The sequence below is a fragment of the Pricia sp. genome, assembly GCF_041745955.1.
Lineage (GTDB): Bacteria > Bacteroidota > Bacteroidia > Flavobacteriales > Flavobacteriaceae > Pricia.
The window spans coordinates 1-1556 of the sequence record NZ_JBGTHY010000072.1 but is presented as its reverse complement, the minus strand read 5'-3'; the positions used below and the strand labels follow the sequence as shown (position 1 = coordinate 1556).

Below are 1556 nucleotides of genomic sequence, written 5' to 3'. Positions count from 1 at the left end.
AAGATCTGAAAAAGGATACTAAAATCGACTTTGGAAAAGAGCTGGACACCGAGGCCAAGGCATGGAAAACTATTTGGTCAGCCGGACAGGGAGCGGCCTCGATTGACGACAATCTGCCGGTCGCCGAGCTGGTCGGGAAGTTGAAATCGGAGTTTAAGGAGGCTGTTGAAGAACAAATCAAGCTGTTGGAGAATTATCCGAAGTAAATTACAGTTGGTGGCGCGGAGTATACAATGGTCGCCCGTATTTCGTATTTTGTATGCTGAAGTATTTATAGGAAAGTTTTAGGTATTTTTAATTAGTGGCAGATTATGGATAATTTTTCTCCATCTCAAATCCATCAAAAATGTATATCAAACGCAATATTGGCTGGGGACTCATTCTCCGTTACGCTTGGAAAAACCTTATCTTCTTTACGCTCTATGCGACCGGTATTTTTTGTCTCTACCATTACTTGGGATGGACATTTATCGACGTCCCCTTTCAGCCCCTGAGCGTCATCGGTATCGCCGTGGCCTTCTATATCGGGTTCAAGAACAGCCAGAGCTATGACCGTTTTTGGGAAGGGCGTAAAATATGGGGCGGCATCGTGAACTATAGCCGAACATGGGCGATACAGGTTCTGAGTTTTATCAAATCGGATGATACCGAGTTCGATAAAAAAATGCACACCCAGATGATTCACAGACAAATCGCTTGGATCAATGCGTTGCGGGTTCAATTGCGACAACCCAAGTCATGGTCGCTTACGGAGAATCGTATGGTCGAAAAAGTTTTCGACCGTCATGGCGAGCGCAATAGCTCGTGTAACGAGGCCCAAAATTACGTCAGTTTGCGGGAATTCAATGACCTAAGGAAACGTGTGAACCCGGCCACCCATTTGGTGAAAAATCAAGCGTTCGATATTTGTGCCTTAAAAGCAAAAGAAATTATCGACGGCTTTCAAGAAGATCAAATGCAGTCCGTCTTAGAAGAGTTCTATAATTTACAGGGGATGTGCGAACGCATAAAGAATACACCCTTTCCCAGACAATACGGTTACTTTTCAAAGTTGTTTACCTGGATATTCGTTTTGCTCTTACCCTTTGGCCTGTTGGATGTTTTTGAAGAGGATGCCGCATCCGGGCCCGCACGCATTGCCGATTGGTATTTATTTTTGATGATTCCGTTCTCCGTATTGATTTCATGGATATTCACTACTATGGAAGTCATCGGCGATAACAGCGAAGATCCTTTCGAAGGCCGAATCAACGATGTGCCCATGACCGCACTTTGCCGAACCATAGAAATCGACCTTCGCGATATGCTGAACGAAGAGGACCTGCCGGACCCAGTTACCCCTAAGGATAATATTCTGTACTGATGCCATTACTTTCTTCGAACTACAGGCCACCGGTTTACTTAAGATACGGCCATCTATCTACCATCTATTCCGGTCTGTTCCGAAAGGTCGATGGGCTACATCAAGAACGCGAGCGGCTAGAGCTACCCGACGGCGATTTTATGGACCTCGATTGGAGCTTCGCAGAAAAACCGTCCGGAAAAGTCGCTATTCT

General features: G+C 45.4%; 1 protein-coding gene and 2 pseudogenes. All 3 read left to right on the top strand.

Features of this window, described 5'->3' with window-relative positions; translation table 11 throughout:
* A pseudogene (locus ACEW8S_RS02235) lies at positions 1-206 on the top strand (nitronate monooxygenase); the annotation flags it as partial.
* A 140-nt stretch (positions 207-346) separates the two neighbouring features.
* Positions 347-1363, top strand: coding sequence for a bestrophin family protein (locus ACEW8S_RS02230; RefSeq protein ID WP_373516557.1), 1017 nt, complete (start codon positions 347-349; stop codon positions 1361-1363).
* A pseudogene (locus tag ACEW8S_RS02225) lies at positions 1363-1556 on the top strand (alpha/beta hydrolase); the annotation flags it as partial. The gene ACEW8S_RS02230 and the pseudogene ACEW8S_RS02225, both read left to right, overlap by 1 nt.